The 19887-nt window shown below is 71.4% G+C and carries 14 protein-coding genes; 8 read left to right on the forward strand and 6 right to left on the reverse strand.

From position 1 onward, the window contains the following. Positions 1-587 precede the first annotated feature (587 nt). Both WMF44_RS34370 and WMF44_RS34375 read left to right on the forward strand, forming a co-directional pair. A complete protein-coding gene (locus tag WMF44_RS34370) occupies positions 588-3353 on the forward strand; it encodes a tetratricopeptide repeat protein (protein WP_437294274.1) in 2766 nt (921 codons plus the stop codon). Between the two features lie 93 nt (positions 3354-3446). Beyond that, positions 3447-4262: a hypothetical protein gene (locus WMF44_RS34375; RefSeq protein ID WP_437294275.1), complete on the forward strand. Its 816-nt coding sequence runs from the start codon at positions 3447-3449 to the stop codon at positions 4260-4262. On the opposite strand, the gene WMF44_RS34380 is transcribed toward WMF44_RS34375, so the two are convergent. Continuing rightward, a complete protein-coding gene (locus tag WMF44_RS34380; RefSeq protein ID WP_437294276.1) occupies positions 4250-5221 on the reverse strand; it encodes a uroporphyrinogen-III synthase in 972 nt (323 codons plus the stop codon). The two genes, WMF44_RS34375 and WMF44_RS34380, sit on opposite strands and share 13 nt — an antisense overlap. Positions 5222-5303: 82 nt before the next feature. On the opposite strand from WMF44_RS34380, the gene WMF44_RS34385 reads away from it, so the two are divergent. After that, positions 5304-5609: a hypothetical protein gene (locus WMF44_RS34385; RefSeq protein WP_437294277.1), complete on the forward strand. Its 306-nt coding sequence runs from the start codon at positions 5304-5306 to the stop codon at positions 5607-5609. A gap of 75 nt (positions 5610-5684) precedes the next feature. Here the strand turns inward: WMF44_RS34385 and WMF44_RS34390 are convergent, their stop codons facing one another. The 3 genes from WMF44_RS34390 to WMF44_RS34400 form a co-directional block, all read right to left on the reverse strand. Further along, positions 5685-6239 (reverse strand): TerB family tellurite resistance protein, encoded by a 555-nt coding sequence (locus tag WMF44_RS34390; protein WP_437294278.1) that lies wholly within the window; start codon positions 6237-6239, stop codon positions 5685-5687. 122 nt (positions 6240-6361) lie between these two features. Beyond that, entirely contained in the window at positions 6362-9508 is a 3147-nt protein-coding gene (locus WMF44_RS34395) for an MXAN_5808 family serine peptidase (protein ID WP_437294279.1), read from the reverse strand. Positions 9509-9604: 96 nt separating this feature from the next. Beyond that, positions 9605-9817 (reverse strand): twin-arginine translocase TatA/TatE family subunit, encoded by a 213-nt coding sequence (locus WMF44_RS34400; protein WP_044966375.1) that lies wholly within the window; start codon positions 9815-9817, stop codon positions 9605-9607. 390 nt (positions 9818-10207) lie between these two features. Here WMF44_RS34400 and WMF44_RS34405 point away from each other — a divergent pair, with 390 nt between their 5' ends. The 4 genes from WMF44_RS34405 to WMF44_RS34420 all read left to right on the forward strand — a co-directional run bounded on the left by WMF44_RS34405 (position 10208) and on the right by WMF44_RS34420 (position 14335). Next, positions 10208-10819, forward strand: coding sequence for a hypothetical protein (locus tag WMF44_RS34405; protein ID WP_437294280.1), 612 nt, complete (start codon positions 10208-10210; stop codon positions 10817-10819). A gap of 101 nt (positions 10820-10920) precedes the next feature. Further along, positions 10921-11565 carry a DUF2760 domain-containing protein gene (locus WMF44_RS34410; RefSeq protein ID WP_437294281.1) on the forward strand — a complete coding sequence of 215 codons (645 nt, stop codon included), beginning with the start codon at positions 10921-10923 and terminating at the stop codon, positions 11563-11565. Next, positions 11562-13439: an Hsp70 family protein gene (locus WMF44_RS34415; RefSeq protein ID WP_437294282.1), complete on the forward strand. Its 1878-nt coding sequence runs from the start codon at positions 11562-11564 to the stop codon at positions 13437-13439. The genes WMF44_RS34410 and WMF44_RS34415 overlap by 4 nt, the downstream gene beginning before the upstream one ends. A 17-nt stretch (positions 13440-13456) precedes the next feature. After that, the gene (locus WMF44_RS34420; RefSeq protein ID WP_437294283.1) at positions 13457-14335 is read left to right on the forward strand and encodes a transglutaminase family protein; all 879 of its coding nucleotides are present in this window, start codon (positions 13457-13459) and stop codon (positions 14333-14335) included. Between the two features lie 178 nt (positions 14336-14513). On the opposite strand, the gene WMF44_RS34425 is transcribed toward WMF44_RS34420, so the two are convergent. Beyond that, positions 14514-14966 (reverse strand): hypothetical protein, encoded by a 453-nt coding sequence (locus WMF44_RS34425; protein WP_437294284.1) that lies wholly within the window; start codon positions 14964-14966, stop codon positions 14514-14516. Positions 14967-15738: 772 nt separating this feature from the next. Here WMF44_RS34425 and WMF44_RS34430 point away from each other — a divergent pair. After that, entirely contained in the window at positions 15739-17115 is a 1377-nt protein-coding gene (locus WMF44_RS34430) for an amidohydrolase family protein (protein ID WP_437294285.1), read from the forward strand. A gap of 119 nt (positions 17116-17234) precedes the next feature. Here WMF44_RS34430 and WMF44_RS34435 read toward each other — a convergent pair whose 3' ends face one another. Continuing rightward, on the reverse strand, positions 17235-19676 hold the full coding sequence (locus tag WMF44_RS34435) for a GH36-type glycosyl hydrolase domain-containing protein (RefSeq protein WP_437294286.1): 2442 nt from the start codon (positions 19674-19676) through the stop codon (positions 17235-17237). Between the last annotated feature and the right edge of the window lie 211 nt (positions 19677-19887).

Below are 19887 nucleotides of genomic sequence, written 5' to 3' on the forward strand. Positions count from 1 at the left end.
CGGCGCTCCGGAGCGCCCTCCCGCCGGCGCCCGCGCTCGCCCCCGGCGACGGCAGAGCTCGCGACCTGCCCCCTGCCCTTTCATCGGGCGCGGCGCGCATACATCGCCCGCGCGCCCATGCCCGGCGCGCACGCCGCGATCGCGGGGTCACCCGCGGAGCAGCGGCGGGTCGGGGAAGATCGCACGAAATGTGCAACAAGGCCGCTCGACTGCTAGGCTTAACGCTGTCTTCGCGGGAATGGCGGCGCTCGCCACCTTCCCCGCGATCTTCGTGAATCCCCGGCCGTTCAGCGCGTTCCTACAGCGTAGGGCGCGCTCTTCGACGCGCCTCGACCGGACCCGCCCAGCGTCCGACCGGGGCGGGGGCTCGCGGCCACCGCGCCAGGCGGTCGCCGCGTCGCCAGACAAGGGCCCCCGGGGGGCCGCACACTGCAAACAAGCACCTTCGCGGTAGCTTCCGGAACTTCCGGTGCCGCGCGCTTGTACGTGGTGGCGGGATTGGCTAGGTGTTTTTTAGGCGAGGTGAGGGATGCCGACGAGGCGCCCGAGCAACGCCTTGCTGCCCTCAGCAGGAGATTCCCATCGCCGTGGCGGTCGATCGCGACAAGGTACTCCAGACCGCGCAGAAGTTTGTCGAGCGGAAGCGCTTCGACAAGGCGATCGCCGAGTACCAGAAGCTGGTCGCAGACGATCCGAAGGACGTCCGCACGCTGCTCAAGATCGGCGACCTCTACCTGAAGACGGAGGAGTACGTCGAGGCGATCACCACCTACGAGCGCGTCGGCCAGTTCTACTCGCTTCAGGGCTTCGCGCTCAAGGCGATCGCCGTTTACAAGCAGATCCGCGAGATCATCCACAAGCACGTCCCGCAGTACGAGGATCGCTTCGGCCACATCGTCCCGCGCCTCGCGGAGATCTACACGCAGCTCGGGCTCACGAGCGACGCGCTCGCCGCCTACGACGAGGTCGCGACGCGCCTGCTCCGCGCGGGGCGCGACCGCGACGCGATCGACATCTTCAAGCGGGTCGTCGACCTCGACCCGAACAACCCCCTCGCCTATCTCCGCCTCGCGGAGGCGCTGATCCGGGTCCGCGACTACGACGCCGCGATCCAGCGCTTCGGGACGGCGGCCGAGCTCCTGCTCAAGCTCGGGCGGCGCGACGACGCGCTGAAGGTGGTCGAGCGCCTGCTGCAGCACCGCCCCGACGCCCGATTCGCCCGCATGGCCGCCGAGATCTACCTCGATCGCGGCGACCCGAGCGACGGGATGTCGGCCCTGACCAAGCTCCAGATCGCGTTCAAGGAGAACCCGAAGGACCTGGAGACGCTCGCGCTCCTCGCCCGCGCCTTCGACCTGCTCGGGCAGCCGGCCAAGGCGATCGAGGTGCAGAAGGAGTCGGCGCGCATCGCCAAGGAAGCCGGGCGGGTCGACCAGTTCACCGCGCTCGTCTCGGCCCTGATCATGCGCGCCCCGAACGACGAGGGCGTGCGCCAGCTCGCCGCCCAGATCGCGCCCTCGTCGAGGAACACGCGCGCGTCGATCGACGTCGAGCTCGAGGAGGAGGACGACGACGAGGAGGCGGAGGAGCTCGACGTCGAGGACGACGAGCCCGCTTCCGCGATGCCCATCCCGCTCCGCGCGTCGCAGCCCTCGACGTCGCCGATCGCGAGCCCGAGGCAGCTCGTCGCGCACGCCGAGAGCCTCCGGCGCGACCGGCAGTACGACAAGGCGGTCGCCCTCCTCAAGGGCGGCGTCGCCCGGCTGCCGGCCGCTCGAGAGCTGCGCGAGAAGCTCTGCGATGTCCTCATCGAGGCGGGCGACCAGGACGCCGCCGTCGAGCAGATGCTCGCGTTCGCGCAGCAGCTGGCCAGCGAGGACGCCGTCGACGACGCGGCGAGGCTCCTCGACGAGGTGCTGCTCCTCGATCCCGGCAACGCCCAGGCCACGGAGCTGCTCAACCTGCTCGGCTACGCCGTGCCGCAGGAGGAGGAGCTCGCGGAGGAAGACGCCGCCGGGCCGGGAGCCTCGCTGACGGCCGGCGAGAACGACGCGTATGCGTCCGAGGTGCCGAGCCAGGACCTCTACGACCCCGACGCGCCGCTGCCCGCGTACACCCTCGATGAAGACGGCGTCGTCGAGGCGCTCCCCCGGCGGCCCGAGCTCGTCACGCACCTCGACGATCCGTTCGCGAACGAGCCCCCGCTGCCGAGTTTCCCGATCGAGGACGTCGAGGAGCTCGAGGACGTCGAGGAGCTCGAGGCCATCGACGACGAGGAGGAGGAGACGGCGTCGGTCAACCCGAGCCGCGTGCCTGAGCACCCCCTCGCCGTCGCTGCGTCCCAGGCTCCGCCCCCGGCGTCCTCGATACCTCCCCCTCCCGTGCTCGCCGCGCCGCCGCCGGCCCTGTACAGCCCGGTGCCGGGCCGACCTGCGTCGGTCCGGCCGGTGTCGGGCCGCTCCGTGCCGCCGGGCTCCTTGCGGCGCGCGGACGCGCTCGACGAGGACGCGCTCGAGGAGGTCGAGTTCTTCGCGCAGCACGGGATGTTCGACGAGGCGCGGAACATCCTCGAGGAGCAGCTGGCGCGGCTGCCGAACCACCCGCTCCTGATGGAGCGGCTGCGCGAGGTCACGGAGCTGGCCTCGGACGCGCGGGGGGTGGTGCGGGCGGCGACCGACAACGAGAGCGGCACGCGGGCCGTCCCGCGCGGCAGCGAGCGACCGGACGAGGATCGCGCGTTCGACATCGCCGAGTCGCTCAAGATGATCGACGAGCTCGAGGTCGTGCCGGGCTCGGTGACGGGCGTCCAGGACGATCCTCGGCAGATCAGCGTCGAGAGCGTCTTCGAGCAGTTCAAGGCGGGCGTCGCGGCGCAGATCTCCGAGTCCGACGCGTCGACGCACTACGATCTCGGCGTCGCCTACAAGGAGATGGGCCTCTACGCCGACGCCATCGGCGAGTTCGAGCTCGCCGCCCGCGACCCCGGGCGAGAGTGCGTCTGCCAGTCGATGATCGGCGTCACCCACCTCCAGATGGGCAACATCGAGGCGGGCATCGACGCGCTCATCCGCGGGCTGCACGCCTCGCACAAGACGGTCGAGCAGGAGCTCGCGCTGACCTACGAGATCGCGAACGCCTACGAGATGCGCGGCGTCCCCGAGCAGGCGCTCTACTACTTCCAGCGCGTCGCCCGGATGAGCCCGAGCTACAGCGACCCGCGCGGCAGCGTGGCGGAGCGGCTGCGCCGCATCGACGTCCCGAAGCCGGCCGCGCGCGCCGTCGGCGCCGAGATGATCGCGGACGAGTTCGACGCCGCCTTCGACGATATGCTCCCGAGCGGCAAGCTGCCCTGACCACCGCTCGCGTGCGGTCGCGCGGTCGCGCGGGCGTGCCCTGGAACCGCCAGAAATTGGGCCATGGCGGGCGCTCTCCGGTACCGGACGAGCATGAACCGACCGCTCCTCCTCGCCGCCCTCACCTCGGTCCTGGCTGCCGGCTGCGGCGCCGGGATCGAGACGAACGCTCGCTCCGGTCGCCCGCAGGACGCCTCCGCCAAGGTGGCGGCGCAAGCGCGGCGTGAGGTCCCGCAGCGCGCGAAGGGCTCGCTCGACGAGCGCGGCCCGATCGCCGAGGAGGCGCCCGGCGCGCGTAAGCCCGGCGATTATGTTGCCTACCGGTTCTCGGGCAGCTTCAGGAAGACGCCGCTGCTCCTCACGCAGCGTGTGGTCGCGCGCGAGGGGGACGTCCTCGTTGTCGACGTGACCCTCGCGGACGGCAAGCAGACCGAGGCGCTGCGGGTCCGCATGAGCGACGAGCCCAGCAGGCGCGGCGAGATCCTCGGCGCGGCGTGGATCGACGACGGCGCGGAGCGGCCGGCGACCCTCTCGGCCTACGACGCGATGATGGCCAAGACCGCGCTCGCCGCCGACGAGAACGAGGACGTGCTCGGCAGCGAGGCGGTGAACGTCGAGGTCGGCGGCTCCTCCATCCCGTGCCAGCGGACGAGCTTCCGCGTGCGCATCGGCAAGACGAAGGCGACGATGCGCACGCTCCAGAGCGACGACTTCGTCTGGGGCGACGTGGGCGGTGAGATCACGGCGGAGGACGGGCGCGTGCTCTACCGCGCCGAGCTGATCGACAGGGGCCACGCGGACACGGAGGAGCGCGCGGCCGCCGGCGCGGCGCTCGGCCCCGCGCCCCGGCCGGCGACCGTGGCGCGCTCCGCCGACGAGGACGAGGCGTACGACGACTACGAAGACTGAGCCGGCGGGGGCGCGTCGCCCCGATTTCCCTTCGCGACGAGGATCTCGCTCGAGCGCGCGGCCGCCGCTTTGACCAGGTGGCCCATCTTCGGGTGCTCGGGCTCGAAATCCGGCTCGATCCCCTCGGCGCGCAGCGCCTCCGTGCAGACCGGCCCGATGGACGCCACCACGCCCCGCGCGAGCGCGGCGCGCAGCCGCTCGACGAGCCCCTCCTCGGCCGCCACGAGGAGCGCGTGCTCGACCTGCGCGCGGCTCGTGAAGAGCGTGATCGCCGCGCCGCCGTCCGCCATGAGGCGGAGCGCCTGCCGGAGCGGCGCCGTGTCCTCCGGGAGCGCCCAGCGGTACACCGGCACCGGCGTGACCTGCGCGCCGGCCGCCGAGAGGCTCGCGTAGAGCTCGTGGCTCGGCGCGCCGTGCTCCTGGACGGCGACGCGCTTTCCGCGCAGGTCGCCGAGCGCGCTGACGGCCTCGACGATCTCTCGCCAGGTGTTCGGCTCGCGGACGGTGGTGAAGCGGGTCAGGCCCAGCTCGCGCAGCGCCGCGGCCGGCTTGGGGCCGCGCACGACGACCTGCACGGACGAGAGCGCCGCCGCCAGGAGAGATACGCCCTGGGCGTCCGCGTCACCGTCGCCACCGGACGCCTCGCCGCCGCCCTGGTTCGGCTCGAGCGCAGGCGCCGCCTCGGCCACGAGCGCCCGGGTCCCGACGCCGGTCATCAGGATCACGAGGTCGAACTCGGCTCCCGCGAGGCGCCGCGCGAAGTCGAGGGCGCGCTCGTTCTTCTCGATGGGCACCTCGCGGAGCGTGGGCGCCGTGACGGGCACGCCGCCATGCCGCTGGATCAGCGAGGCCATCTCGGAGGCGCGGCGGCTTTCGAAGCAGATGACGCGGCGCCCGGCGAAGTCGGACGGCGCGGGCGGAGACGGACGGTCGTTTCGTGGGTGGGTGGGCGTGCTCACCCGCGCAGCATAGCCCGGGTCCGGCGCTGGCGGGTTTCGGGCGGTGGACCAGTTTGCTAAGCTCCTCCGTGTGAGCCATCCGATGAGCAACGAGGCTTCCGGGGTCCAGGGGAGCGGGCTCTCGCGTGCGGCGTCGGAGAACGACGTCGGCCCTGATCCCGTCATCGGCGCGGGCATCGCGCTGCTCGGCATCTTCTTGATGGGGGTGGGGGGCGCGCAGGGCGCGCACTACCTCTTCAACTTCGGCGTGCTCGTGGCGGTGCTCGGGGCTGTCCTGTTCGTCCTGTTCGTGGCGCTCACGGCGCTGAAGCAGCGGCGGGCGCTCGGCCTCGCGAGCCGCGCTCCGAGCCCCGAGGGCAGCGCCGAGCAGCGCGACGCGCGCGACTGATCGGCCGAGCGCCACGGACGCCCGGCAGCAGCGCGACGCGCGCGACGGATCAGCCGAGCGGCGCCTGCGCCCGGCTCACGCCGGGGGCTCGCCGCCGGGATCGCTCCGGTCGTCCGGCGGCGCAGGGGAGCCAGCCGGATGGCCGGCCTCGACGGAGAGGTCGGGCTCGATGTCGGCGAGCGAGACGCCGAGCTCCTCGGCGATGCGCTCGATCTCGGCCCGCTCGGCCGGCGTGGGCGCGCCGTCCGCCGCCGCGAGCCGGATCAAGAGGCGCACGACCTCCACCCGCTCGCTCGCGTTGCAGAGCGCCTTGAGCTCGCGGTAACAGCGGTCGACCTCGCCCTCCTGGAGCGCGGGCAGCTTGCCCTGGAGGGCGTTGAACACCGCCTCGACGCCGCTCGGCGCGAGCCCGTCGACGTGCGTGAGCAGCTCGCGGAGCAGCTCGTCTTCCTTGTCGGAGAAGCGACCGTCGACGCAGGCGACCTTGCCGAGCAGGACGATGACGGTGGCGATGTAGCGGAGGACGACGGCCTCGTCGTCCGGGAGCGCCGCGCGGAGCTCCGTCAGGAGGGCGTCGAGGTTCGGGAACGAGCCCCCCTGCTTCAGGCCGAGCCAGGCGAGGAGTCCCACGTGATGAGGCTACCAGATCCTCGCCGGGCAGGGCAGCCCGGCGGAGCCCCGCCCGTCACGCCCGTCACCGCGGTCGTCCATGTCGCCGTGGCTGTCTTCGCCTTCGTCCATTTTCCAGCGGCCTACTCCTCGCCGCCGCGGTCCGCAATCCAATCGTCCACGGGGTTGTCGGACTTCGGGGTCTTCAGGATCGAGCCGTCAGGCCCGTCCTTGCGCACCACGAGCGTGCGCCGCGTCGTGGTGTCGGGCGTCTCGCGCGCGACAACGGTGATCACGTTGACCCCCGGCCGGAGCGGCGCCTCGAACGCGAACTCGGCCTTCTTCGGGTCGGCGCCGTCGCGGTTCGACCTGTAGTAGAGCTTCCGCGACCCGACGAAGATGAAGGTGTCGAGCAGCCGCTCGCTGTCCGACGCCGTCCCCGTGATCTTCACGGTGCCGGCCGTCGTCGCCAGCGCCGCCGCGGCGATGTCCAGCGTCGGCGGCGCGTGCGAGTAGAGGTCCTCGAACGCGACCGCCGCCGGGGCCGGCCCGCCGCCAGGGGCCACCTCGCGCGCCGCGACGAACGCGAAGCGCCCCGCGCCGAGGTCGATCTTGTGGAACCCGCCCGGCGCCTCGCCGAGCACCTTGACCACGGCGCCCGCCGGGAGCCGGCCGAACCCGCGCGCGCTCGCCTCGGGCGACGGGAGCAGGGTCGCCCCCTCCGCCCCAGCCTTCCTGGTGGAGCCGCCGCCGGTCAGCTGGACGCGCGGCGAGATCGGGATCTTCACCTTCTCGCTGGCGAACTCGCGGAGATCGCGATCGCCGACCGAGAGCGTGAGGGTCGCCTCGGGCTCCGACAGCTGCTGCTCCACGTCGAAGCTGAAGACGACCTTGCGCACGTCGCCCGGCTTGATGTTCGAGATGTCGAAGCGCCCCGCGTGCAGCATGAGCCCGTCGCCCGAGAGGTTCGCGATGTTCGCCTGCGTCTCGTACGACGGCCCCTTGCCGACGTTCTTGACGGTCAGGTACATGCTGACCCGCTCCCCCTTCTGGATGAGCCCGTCGCCGTTGCCCTCGCGGTCGTCCGCGATCTGGTAGGCGTACTGGAAGAGCGGCCGGTCGAGCGCGCGCACCGTGGGCCGGATCTCGACCGCCGGCGGCTCCGGCGCGGCGGCGACCTCGAACTTCACCTTGAGGCCGTCGCTCCGCGAGAGGGCGTCCATCGGGATCGAACAGACGCGCTTCTCGTTCGCCTTCCTCGGCTTCGTCGAGCCGACCTTCCGCCCCTCGACCTCACACCAGCCGAGCGGCGCCTTCGCGCTCTTCGTCTGGCCAGGGCCGATCTTGCCGAAGATGAGCTCCTTGCTGTCGAAGTACGGGTTGTCGCTCTCCGTCGTCCCGCGGAGCCGGTAGACCGGCTGCTTTCCGTTGTTCTTGACCGTGACCCGGAGCTCCATCGGCTGCCCCGCGGTCACCTCGGCGTTCGGGCGATCGGTCTCGACCTTCACGTCGAGCTCGGACTTCGCCGCCGGCGTGACCCCCTCGGGCGCGTCGGACCAGTCGACGCCGAGCTTCGTCAGCTCGGCCGCGACCTTGCCGAGCTCCTCCTTGCCGACCTGCTCGATGTAGTCGTGCATCGCCCGGAGCTGCTGGAGCCTCGGCGTGGAGGGCGGCATCCGCGCGGCGAGCTCCCGCGCGAAGCGGATGGGGAAGTCGACGGAGAAGTCCTCGTCGATGTCGCCCCCGCGCTCCCGCATCTTCTCGCGGTCGGCGCTCGTGAGCTGGTAGCGGACGACCTCGGACGGCTTGCCCGCGGCCGCCGCGCGCGCGTTCGAGAGGTGCGCCGAGAGATCGCGCTCCCGGAGCCCGTCCTTCTGGACCGTGAGATCCATCTCGAGCTCGTCGACCGTCATGGGATCGAGCTCGATGTCCGGCGTGACGCCGACGCCCTGGATGGAGATGTCGCCCGGCGTCAGGTACTGCGCGATCGTGAGCTTGAGGGCCGCCTTCTCGGCCGTGACGTCGGGGAAGACGAGCTGCACGCTGCCCTTGCCGAACGTCTGCGAGCCCACGATGACGGCGCGATCGTTGTTCTTCAGCGCGCCGGCCACGATCTCGCTCGCGCTCGCGCTGTTGCCGCTCACGAGCACCACGATCGGGTACAGCGGCTCGGTGCCCGGCCCCTTGGCGCGCTTCTCCTCGCGCCCCTCGGAGGCGCCGACCGTGGACACGATGACGCCGTCGGCGAGGAACTTGTCGGCGATGCGCGCGGCCTGATCGAGCAGGCCGCCCGGGTTGCCGCGCAGATCGAGCACGAGCCCCTTCAGCTGCCCCTTGCTGCGCAGCCCGTCGAGCGCCGCGTCGAGCTCCGCGGTCGAGGTCGCCTGGAACGTCTTGAGCCGGACGTAGCCGACGCCGCCATCGAGGGCGCGCGACTCGACGGACCTCACCTTGATCACCTCGCGGGTCAGCTCGAAGGCCTTCGGCCCCTGCCACCCTCCGTCGCCCTCGCGGGTCACCCACACGGTGACCGGGGTGCCGGGATCGCCGCGGAGCCTCCGCACAGCGTCGTCGAGCGGCATGTTGAGCGTCGACTCGTTGTTGATCTTCACGATCCGATCGAGCCGCTTGAGGCCCGCCCTGCCCGCGGGCGTGTCGGGCATCGGGTTCAGGACCGTGAGCATCTGGTCGCGGATCGAGATCACGACGCCGAGCCCGCCGAACGCGCCCGACGTGGAGAGGTTCATCTCCTTGTACGCCTCGGGGCTCAGGAACGACGAGTGCGGGTCGAGCGTGTGCAGCATGCCGTTGCACGCGGCGTACTCGACGTCCCGCAGATCGACCTCCGTGCCGCGGAGGTTCTTCTGGAGGAAGGTGAAGACCTCGCGGAGGCGCGCGGAGACGTCCCAGGGGCCCTGGATGTTGTCGATCCGGAACTTCTTCTCGCTGGTCTCGACGCGAACGGTGACCTCGTTCGGGTCCTCGTTGAGGACGATCACCTGCGCGACGTCGCGCTGGACGGCGTTGAGCGCCGACAGCAGCATCTCCTTCGGCTTGACGCGATCCGGCTCGACGTACTTGTCCCGGATCATCTTCAGCGTCTCGTTGACAGCCTCGAGACGCGTGAGGTCGTACGGCGCCTTGGCCACCTGCCCGGTGACGGCCAGCGCCGGCTCGAACCCGCGCCAGAGCCCGCCAGGGCCGAACTGAAGGACGAAGTACGCTGCCAGCGGGAACGCGGCGGAGACGACGAGCGCCTTGGCGATGCGCTCCAGAGGTCGGTGAGGCATACGGCGATCGAGTATAGACGCGCTCCAGCGAGCGTCGACCGACGTCGGTGCGCGATCGCCCCGATCGCCCCCGAGCGCCGCGTTCCAGCGCGGGCGCTACACGGGCTTCTGCGTGTCTTCTTGCTTCTCTTCGGGCTTCGCCGGCAGCTGCTTGGCGGGATCCTCTTCCTCGTCGTCGCGGATCCCCTTCTTGAAATTCCGGATGCCCTCGCCGATCCCCTTCCCGATGTCAGCGATCCTCCCCGCGCCGAAGAGGAGCAAGGCGAGGCCGATAAGGAGAGCGATTTCGAGCGGTCCGATGCGGCCCATAGCGTTGATCCCTTGAAGGCTGCCGCGCGCTCGGCGGCAGGTCGGCGGGCCACGGCCCGGTTTGCGTCGACCCATACCACCCATCCTCCGCACCGGCAATGCAGCGGTTCGAAGCGCTGAGACCCGTGCTAGGCTCGCGCACCGGCTTCGCTGGAGGAGAGACGAGGCGCGTGTGCACCCGTTCACTCCGCCAGCGGTTCACAAATCAAGAACGGCTCGACGACCCACACGGGATCGCCAGCCGGCCGGCCCGGACGCCAACCTCGGATGAGGCCGGCGGTGATCCATGGCTCGAGCCCTCGCAGGCTTCGCGACAGTCGACACGGGGAAAACACGATGCCGATGAACCGCTTGAATCGAAAGGCAGCGCATTGTCTGGCAGGAGCGTCGGTGGCCGCGGCGGTGCTCGCCGGCGCCGCCGGGCGCGCGAGCGCTCAGGAGGCGAGCGAGGGCGACACGGTGAGCGTCGACGGCAAGGGGATCGTCGGCGGCGCGCTGCTCGGCGGCGAGGTCGTGATGCTGACCATGGGGGCGATCGGGGTCGAGCGCGCCTGGCCGTACCTCGTGTTCGGCGGGCTCGGCGCGGTGGGCGGCGGCGTCGCCGGCTACTTCGTCGAGGCGGCGGATCCGCCCGCGGAGGTGCCGCTCTACATGCTCGCCGGCGGCATGGCGCTGGTCATCCCGACCCTCGTCGTCACCCTGAACGCCACCGCGTACAAGCCCCCCGACTCCGACCAGAGCGAGCCGATCCGCAACGAGCCGGCCGCGGAGCCCCCGCAGCCGGGGATCAACGTCCAGCTCACGACGGACGCCGCGCAGATCCTCCGGCGGTCCCGCCGGGAAGAGCCCCGGCTCGGCCTCGTCGACATCACGCCGCGCCGGGTCGCGCTCGGCGTGCCCGCGCTCTCGTTCAAGCCGCTCTACTCGCAGGACGAGATGTTCAAGTTCGGCGTGGCGCAGGGGCACGAGGTCCGCGTCCCCGTCCTCCGGGCGACCTTCTGAGGGGCCCGGGGTCGCCCCGGGCGGCGGCGCGGGGCAGGCGCCCCCCTGCCCCGCGCGCCGGTCTCTGTGCCGATCCCTACGCTCGGCGTTAGGCTCTCGCCGTGGCCGACCTCCACGATCCTCCGCTCCCCTGGTCCACGCGGCTCTGGTTCGCCTTCGCGTGCTTCTTCCGCGTGCTGTTCGATTCCCAGTTCGCCGCGCGGGCGTGGCAGGCGCGCTCTGCCGTCGCCCTGCCGCCGGCCGAGCGCGCTGAGCCGCGACGGATCGAGCGAGACCGCACAGGCGGCGCGCCCGAGGCCGCGGCGGCGGCGGCGGCGAGCGAGCCCGCGCCGGCGCCGGTCGCCGCCCCCGCGCCGCACGCCGCGCCCGCGGTGAGCTCGGCGCTCCAGCTGCTCTCGCTGCTCCAGCGCGAGGGGCGGCTCGTCGACTTCCTCGAGCAGGACATCGCCTCGTTCGGCGACGCGGACGTCGGCGTGGCGGCGAGGATGGTCCACGAGGGCTGCCGCAAGGCGCTGCGCAGCCACGCGAAGCTCGCGCCCGTGCGGCGCGAGGACGAGGGGGAGAAGGTGACGCTCGAGGCCGGCTACAACCCCTCCGAGATCAAGCTGATCGGCAACGTGTCCGGGACCGCGCCCTACAGAGGGGTGCTGCGCCACCGGGGCTGGCGCGCCGACGACGTCTCGCTGCCGACGCCGGTCGCCGGCCACGACGCCAGCATCATCGCCCCCGCGGAGGTCGAGCTATGAGCGCGCGCTACATCATCGGCATCGATCTCGGCACCACCCACTGCGCGCTCGCCTACGCGCGCCTGCCCGAGGACGGAGCCGACGCGCGGCTCACGCCGTCGCCCGAGGTGATGGCGGCCCCGCAGCTCGTGGCGCAGGGGACGCTCGAGGCGCGGCCGCTCCTGCCCTCCTTCATGTACATCCCTCACGAGAGCGAGGGCCCCCAGGCGCTGCCCTGGGACGCCGAGCGGCGCTTCGCCGTCGGCGAGCACGCCCGCGCGCGCGGCGTCGACGCGCCGGCGCGCCTCATCTCGAGCGCGAAGAGCTGGCTCAGCCACGCTGGCATCGACCGGCGCGGATCGACGCTCCCGCTCGGCGCGCCCGAGGACATCGAGAAGATCTCGCCCGTCGAGGCGTCGTGGCGGTACCTCGAGCACCTCACCGAGGCGTGGGATCACCTGTTCGCGAAGGACGATCCGGCGCTCGCCCTCGCGAAGCAGGAGATCGTGATCACGGTGCCCGCGTCGTTCGACGCCGCCGCGCGCGATCTCACCGTCGAGGCCGCGAGCGCCGCGGGGTTCGAGGACCTCACCCTGCTCGAGGAGCCGCAGGCCGCCGTGTACGCCTGGATCGACGCGGCCGGCGAGGCGTGGCGCAAGCACCTCCAGCCGGGCGACGTGCTGCTCGTGATCGACGTCGGCGGCGGGACCACCGACTTCTCCGCGATCGCCGCGGTCCCGCGCGACGGCTCGCTCGAGCTCGTCCGCGTGGCGGTCGGCGACCACATCCTGCTCGGCGGCGACAACATGGACCTCGCGCTCGCGCACGTCGTGAAGGCGAAGCTCGCCGCCGAGGGCAAGGAGCTCGATCGCTGGCAGATGACGTCGCTCACCCACGCCGCGCGCGTCGCGAAGGAGCGGCTGCTCGGCGATCCGTCGATCAACGAGGCGCCGATCGCGATCGCCGGCCGCGGCTCGAAGCTGCTCGGGGCGGCGATCCGGACCGAGCTCACGCGCGACGAGATCACCCGGACGCTCGTGGACGGGTTCTTCCCCGAGGTCCCCTCGTCCGCGCGCCCCGCGACCCGCGCGCGCGCCGGCCTGACGCAGCTCGGCCTCCCGTACGCGCAGGACCCGGCGATCACCCGCCACCTGGCCGCGTTCCTGGGGCGGCAGGCCGGCGCGACGTCGAAGCTTCCGGGCTTCGCCCCGCAGGGAGAGGCGAACGCCGAGCCCGGCCGCGCGCCGCTCCTCCTGCACCCGACGGCGGTGCTCTTCAACGGGGGCGTCATGAAGAGCGCGGCGCTGCGCGAGCGGCTCGTCGCGACGCTCGGCGCCTGGCTCGAGCAGGACGGCGCGCCCCGGCCGCGGGTGCTCCCGAGCGACGACCTGGATCTCGCGGTCGCGCGCGGCGCCGCCGCCTACGGCCTCGCGCGGCGCGGCCGCGGGCTCCGGATCCGCGGCGGGACGGCGCGGGCCTACTACGTGGGCATCGAGGGGGCCGTCCCCGCGGTGCCCGGCCTGGAGCCGCCGATCACGGCGCTCTGCCTCGCGCCGTTCGGCATGGAGGAAGGCACCGAGGCGACCCTGCCGCCGCAGGAGTTCGGCGTGGTGGTCGGCGAGCCGGTGCGCTTTCGCTTCTTCAGCTCGTCGGTGCGCCGGGATGACCAGGCCGGGACCGAGCTCGAGAGCTGGAAGCCCGGAGAGCTCGAGGAGCTCTCGCCGATCGAGGTCACCTTGCCCGCCGAGGGTCGCCGCGAGGGCGACATGGTGCCGGTGCAGCTGCGCGCGTCGGTCACCGAGGTGGGGACGCTGCTCCTGGAGGCGATCCCCCGGGAGGCGCAGAAGCCGAACGAGCGCTGGCGGATCGAGCTGTCGGTGCGCGCCGAGGCGTGAGCGCGGGGGTGCCCGACATGGCACCGACGATTCGCAGGCTCCGCGTCGTCCATTCGACGAGATATACCTACGATCGCCCGGTGGAGCGCAGCGTGCACAAGCTGCATCTCTGCCCGGTGCACGACCGGGATCAACGGGTGCTCTCGCACACGCTCACGATCGATCCCTGCGTGACCACCATGGAGTTCGAGGACGTATTCGGTAACCGGGTCACGCGCTTCGAGATCACCGCCCCTTATACCGTGCTCACGATCTCGGCCGACTCGATCGTGGAGCTCTGCGACGCCGATCCGTTCGCGTTCGCGAAGAAGAAGATGCGCCCCGCGTTTCCCCTCGTCTGGATGCCGTGGGAGCAGGCGATCATCGCGCCGTACGTGCGCCCGGCGGAGCTCCCCGACACCCAGCTCCAGGCGCTCTTCGATTACGCCATGTCGTTCGTCGAGAAGAACGACGCGGACCTGATGGAGACGCTCTTCGCGATCAACCTGACGCTCTTCCGCGAGTACCAGTACGTGCCGGGCTCGACGAACCTCGCGACCACCCCGTATGACGTCTTCGTGAACCGGCGCGGGGTCTGCCAGGATTTCGCGAACCTGTTCATCTGCATGGCGCGGCTCCTCGGCATTCCGGCGCGCTACGTGTGCGGATATCTCTATACCGGCAACGTCGGCGCGAGCCGCGGCGGCTCCGACGCGACCCACGCGTGGGTGCAGCTCTACATCCCGAACATCGGCTGGAAGGGGTTCGACCCCACGAACGGCGTGCTGGCCAGCCTCGACCACGTGCGGGTCGGTTACGGCCGCAACTACATGGACGCAACGCCGACAGCGGGGACGCTCTACACCGCCGCCGCCGAGACAATGAACGTCGATGTGACGGTGAGCGAGGTCGACTAGGTCTCTCCGCGGGATCGCCCGCCCGCCGACAGGCGCCTGTCGCGCCGAGCCCACGGCGACAGCGGAGAGCGCGAAACGGCGGCCGCGGGCGAGGCAGGCTTCCCGCCCCTCCCTGCGGCCGCAGCGCGAAGCGCCGAAGGTCGCTCGGACGGATCCGCGAGACCTCGGCGCGTCGCGATCACTGGCCGTCCTGGAGACAGGCGGTGCCCTGCTCGATGCACGCGCCCTCAGCGGTGGTAGCCGCCGCGGTGCCGCACGCCTCGCACTCGGCGTCCGCTGGCTCGTCCGTTGTGCACGCGACATAGCAGGGGTTGCCCTCCGCCACGCCACACGTCTCGCAGATACACTGCGTAACCGCCTGGTATTTCGGGATCGAGGACTCGCAGAGGTCCGCCGGGTCGGCGCCGGCCACGAGAGGCGCTGAGCAAGTCACACACTCCTCGCTGCCGCCCGTGCCGCCCGTGCCGCCGCCACCGCCCTCGCCGCTGCCGCCCTCGCCGCTGCCGCCCGTGCCGCCGCCGCCGCCCTCGCCGGCCGAGCTGCTCGCGGTGGTCCCGCCGCCCGAGCCCGTCGTCTCGGTGTCGTCCCCGCACCCCGCGGAGAAGGCGGTCGCGCCAAGGATGAGAGCCATCGAGCCAATGCTGACAAGATTCATGTTACGCATGTTGTCCTCCGGCGCGCTCGAACGAGCGCCCGTCGTCGATCGTCGCTTCGTCTGTCAGTCCCACCGGGACTCGCCGGTCGCGACAACCCCCGCGTGCCGGCGGCGGCACACTACTCCACCCAGGCTGTGACGCTCAACTATCTTCCATGCGACGCGCGAAAACAGCTGTCCGCGCCTCGCCCGGTCGAGCGACCCCAAACACCATGGCATGCGCGTTGAGGACGAGCCCACCGAGCCCCCGCGGCTCGGGGATCGCCTGACTCCGACGCCCCGATGAAATAGCACCGAGATCGCGCGTCGCGAACCGCGCGCATCGCCGTGGCGGAGGGCTCGCGGCGCACGCCCGTCGCAAGCGTGGCACCGAATCCCGCAAGTCGCGAGTTCCGAGCCTCCTTGTGCTCCACGGAACGCCGCGCCGTCGCCGGGATCGCCGCCGCCCGCGCCGCGCGCTGACCGCAGCCCTGCGCCATCTCGATGCCTCGCGCGAATCTGGAGATGGCGGCGGACGCCGCCGGGAGCGCGCGCCTTCGACGACTTGAAGGTGGAAGTTGGAAAGCGCTCGTGACAGCGGCCCTGGAGCACGGATCTGCTATGATCAGAGGCGCGGCGCCTGCGTCGCGCGCGATCGCAGAGCCCGGCCTCGCGCTGCGGTCGCGCGCGACGGGCGCCAGCGATACGGCCCCACGCGCGCCGCGCAGCGACGCGCGTGGCTCGTCGCGCGTCACGGGGGGAGGGCACGATGAGCATTCGTCTGCGCGTGTTGCGCGTGTTGCGCGTGTTGCGCGTGTTGCGCGTGCTGCGCGTGTGTCTGGCGGCGACGCTCGCGGGCCTGTGCGCCTGCGCGAGCACGTCCGTGCAATGGCCCTCGCCGGAAGGGCGGCCGAAGCTCTCGCCCCCACGGGAGATCAACGCCGTCGCGCGGCCGGACGCCGCGCGCTGCGCGGCGATCGTCGGGGCCACGCTCATCGACGGCCGGGGAGGGCCGCCCGTGCGCGACGCCGTCGTCGTGGTCCGCGGCGACCGCATCGTCGCCGCGGGCGCGCGCGCCGCCACCGACGTCCCTGCCGGCGCGGAGGTCGTCCCCGGCGCGGGGCTCTCGGTGCTGCCCGGCCTCATCGACGCGCACTTCCACCTCGACGGCGACGACGGGCTGCCCGGGGTCGTCCTGCAGCGCGGCGTCACCTCGCTGCGCGAGCCGGGGAGCTGGATCGAGGCGTACGACGGCGCGCGCAAGCTCGGCCCGACGCCGCGGCTCTTCCTGGCGGGGCCGCTGCTCGACGCGCCGTATCCGGCCTATCCGGAGAGCGCGATGCTGGTGCGCGACGCGGCCGAGGCGCGCTGGGCCGTCGATCAGCTGGTCGAGCGCGGGGCGTCGGCGATCAAGGTCTATTTCCGCCTGCCCCTCGGGCTCGTCGAGGAGGTCGCCAAGGCCGCGCACGCGCGCGGGGTGATCGCCGTCGCGCACCTCGAGACCGTGGACGCCGCGGCCGCGGTCCGCGCCGGGCTCGACGGCATCGAGCACATCACGTCGCTCGGCACGGCCCTCGTGCCGCCGCGCGAGGCGGAGCGCTACCGCCAGTCGGTGATCGCCGACAACGACGCGCGCTTCCCGGGGCGCTTCGAGGTCTTTCGCGGCATCTCCCTCGGCGCGCCGCGGACCCGAGCGCTGCTCGGGCTGCTCGCGGCGCGGGGCACCTTCCTCACCCCGACGCTCGCCATCTTCGAGCGCCGCGCCGGCGACGCGGGCGCGACGGAGACCCAGGTGCGCGGCTTCGAGAACATGATGAAGCTCACCCTCGCGGCGCGCCGCGCCGGCGTGCGGGTGGTCGTCGGCTCCCACGGCAAGGCGCCGGGCGCCGAGCGAGGCTGGGCCTACCAGCACGAGATGGAGCTGCTCGTCGAGAGCGGCCTCTCGCCCATGGAGGTCCTCGTCGCTGGCACGCTGGAGAACGCCAGGTACTTCCGCGCCGACGACCGGCTCGGCAGCGTCGAGCCGGGCAAGCTCGCCGACCTCGTCCTGATCGAAGGCGACCCGCTCGCGGACATCCGGGCGATGCGCCGCGTGAAGCGGGTGATGCTGAACGGGAGGTGGGTCGGCCCGGCTCAGGCCGAGTGAGCCGCACGCGCGCTCGCCGCCGCGGGCTCGGCGCGCGCGTCGCGTGGAGTCGCGCGAAAAGGACGAGCGCACGCGGAGCGCGCCGCCGCCATCGCGCGGCGCGCTCCGACAGCGGGCCTTCAGCCCATCTCGATCTCGACGCGCACCGTCGAGCCGGCCGGCGACAGGGGAATCACGTTCCCCGCGACGGTCTTGCCGTCCACGGTCAGCTTCTTCACGCCCTTGCACACGCCCGAGTTCTTGACGCTGATCTCGTAGGTGGCGCCGCGGAAGCGGCGGGAGATGGAGAAGCTCTTCCACGCCTTGGGCACGCAGGGATCCAGCTTCAGGCCGTCGTACTGGGGCTGCACGCCGAGGATCCCCTGGCTGACGGACACGAACGTCCAGGCCGCGGTGCCGGTGAGCCAGGCATTCTTGGCCTCACCGAAGACCGGGGCGTCCTTGCCGGCGATCATCTGCGCATAGACGTAGGGCTCGGCGCGATAGGTCTCGATCTGGCTCTCCTTGGCCGAGGGGCAGATGGAGAGATAGTACTCCAGCGCGCGCTCCCCTTCGCCCAGGAGACACCAGCCGAGGTGGATCCAGGTGTTGTTGTGGCAGAAGATGCCTGCGTTCTCCTTCACGCCCGGCGGATACGAGGTGACCTCGCCGAGCTCGAGGTGATAGGTCGAGTACGCGGGCTGCTGCAGAACGATGCCGTTCTTCGTGTAGAGGTGCTTGTGCACGCTCTCCATCGCCTGCTTGGCGCGGCCGTTGTCCGCGCCGGCGCCGCCCAGGACGCACCAGCCCTGGCTCTCGATGAAGATCTTCCCCTCCTCGTTCTCCTTGCTCCCGACCGGCCGGCTCTCGGCGTCGTAGGCGCGGCGGTACCACTCGCCGTCCCAGGCCTCCTTCTCGACCACGGCCAGCATCTCGGCGTACTGCTCACGCATGCGCGCCGCCTCGGACTTCTGGCCCATCCAGTCGTACAGGCCGGCCATCTCGCGGCTGGCATAGAGGAAGAGGCCGGCGATCATCACGGACTCGGCCTTCGAGTCCTTCACGTCGCCCGCGGTCTGGAAGCTCTCGTTGGGCTCGGTGCTGAAACAGTTCAGGTTGAGGCAGTCGTTCCAGTCCGCGTGGCCGATCAGCGGCAGGCCGTGCGGGCCCCGCTTCTTCATCGTGTAGGCGATGGACGTCTCCAGGTGGTGAAGGAGGTCCTCCTTGGAGCCCGGCTTGTCGGCGTAGCCCACCGCCTCCTTGAGGATGCCCTTGTCGCCGGTCTCCTTGATGTACGCGCACGTGGAGAGGATCAGCCACAGATGATCGTCATAGAAGTCGCCGCCGATGTCGGCGTTCCCCTTCTTCGTCAGCGGCTGGTACTGGTGGTAGCAGGTGCCGTCGCTGAGCTGGGTGGCGGCGATGTCGAGGATGCGCTGGCGGGCGCGCTCGGGGACGAGGTGCACGAAGCCCAGGAGATCCTGGTTCGAGTCGCGGAAGCCCATGCCCCGGCCGATGCCGGTCTCGTACATGCTGGCCGACCGAGAGAGGTTGAAGGTCGCCATGCACTGGTACTGATTCCAGGTGTTGAGCATGCGTGTCGCGTGCTCGTCCGGGCAGTCGGCCTGGAAGTTCGAGAGGATCCCGGCCCAGTCCGCCTTCAGCTGGGCGAACGCGCCGTCGACGACGCCGGGCGCGGAGTACTTGGCGAGGATCTCCTTGCCCTTCTGCTTGTTCAGGACGAAGGGCGCCTTGAACTTGGGCAGGTCCCCGTGGTCCACATACGAGAGCACGAAGCTCATCGTCTCGCTCGCGCCGGGCTCGAGCGAGAGGTTCACCTGGTGGCTGCCGATCGGGTTCCAGCCGAACGCCTTGGAGTTCGTGGCCTTCCCCTTGGCCGGCACCTGGGCCTCGTGGAGGCCGTGGTGGACGCTGCCGCAGAAGGCGTCACGGCTCGTGTCGAACCCGTCGATGGCGCGCGTGCAGGCGAAGAGCGTGTAATGGGAGCGGCGCTCGCGGAACTCGGTCTTGTGGTAGATGGCGCTCCCCTCGATCTCCACCTCGCCGATGGAGTAGGTGCGCTGGTAGTTCGTCATGTCGTTGAGCGCCTCGAAGAAGCAGAACTCCTGATAGGAGAAGAGCTGGATGTCCTTCTTCGAGCCGCTCTTGTTGGTGACCCGGGTGCGCCAGATCTCCACGTTCTCGCCGGGGACGATGAAGTAGAGCACCTCCACCTCGACGCCGTTCTTCTCGCCCGTGATCTTCGTGTAGCCCAGGCCGTGGCGGCACTCGTAGCGATCGAGGGCCGTCTTGAGGGGCTTCCACATGGGGTTCCACACGACCCCGCCGTCGTTCACGTACAGGTAGCGCCCGCCGAGATCCATCGGCACGTTGTTGTACCGGTAGCGCGTGAGCCGGCGCAGCTTGGCGTCCTTCCAGAACGTGTAGCCGCCCGCCGTGTTGGTGCAGAGGCCGAACATCTCGTCCGAGCCCAGGTAGTTGAGCCAGGGCAGCGGCGTGTCGGGCCGGGTGATGACGTACTCGCGGCTCTCGTCGTCGAAGTGGCCGTACTGATTGCTCATGGACGCGCGGTCTCCGTGGATAGCGACAGAAAAAAACCCGGAGGCAGCGCTGCCCCGGGTCGGATAAGCCGATGATTGTCAGGCCTGGGGCCTCCGAGCGAGCTCAGAGGGCCGCCACTCTAGACCCCGGCGCCTCCGCTTGTCAACGGGGCCTGGGAGCGCGCTCGCCGCGTTTTGCCAGCAAGAACGCCGCGCTCCGTCGCGCTTTGTC

Source organism: Sorangium sp. So ce426 (genome assembly GCF_051475585.1).
GTDB lineage: Bacteria > Myxococcota_A > Polyangia > Polyangiales > Polyangiaceae > Sorangium > Sorangium cellulosum_B.